1 protein-coding gene is annotated in these 782 nt (G+C 44.1%); it reads right to left on the bottom strand.

The window, feature by feature from the left end; all coding sequences use genetic code 11:
• Positions 1 to 782: histidine kinase dimerization/phospho-acceptor domain-containing protein (locus A3763_RS04945; protein ID WP_304440789.1), on the bottom strand; the 782-nt coding region annotated here is incomplete at both ends.

Below are 782 nucleotides of genomic sequence, written 5' to 3'. Positions count from 1 at the left end.
ACAACAATGACTCTAAAGACACCTGAATAGTTTGAGCATACTCACGCTGTTCATCTTCCAACTTCGATTCCAGCAATAACGAAGTGAAACCTAGCAACCCGTTCATTGGCGTTCGCAACTCATGGCTCATTTTTGCTAGAAACAAGCTTTTCGTCTCGCTGTTCTTGCGTGCTGCTTCTAACTCCTTCTGCGACAACGTTAAACGAGCCTCAGACTTATACAGACGCTCTTCCATCTCCTGCTTATACTCTAGAATCGATAACCACAGTTCAGAGACCTCAGTATCCTCTAATGAAGAAAGCCTCTTCATAGACTCATCTACATTCTGGTTTTTCAGGTCAATCATAAACTGACGCAAGCGCCTAACAACAATCTGATATCCAAGCAAAACACTCGTTAGCGAGCAACAAGCGACAACCAGCACATACAATAAAAAGCTAGTCAGTCCTTCCCTAGAAACCTCTTCAATGACCCCATCTAAACTCTGGACGACAGCCAGCTCTCCTAACCAGTAGGCTTGAGCCTCCCCTCCCTTCCAATAACTAATTGGATAGACAGATTGCTCGATGCGGGCAGAGGCCCCAATACTTCCAACCGTTATAGTACGACCGTCATCATAGCTGAGCGTATACTTTCTGGTTTCTTTCCCAGAAATATGCAAATGACAATCATCCAGCATCGCAATTAGTATCGCTTCGACCTTTTGATCGTTTGCGCGCCAAACAGCTTCACTTATCGGGTCAAGATTAGAAGACAGTAAATGATCTAAACACTCATTGATT

This window comes from Oleiphilus sp. HI0128 (assembly GCF_001635365.1).
Note: the sequence above shows the minus strand (reverse complement) of the source record. Positions and strands in the feature narration are given on the sequence as shown.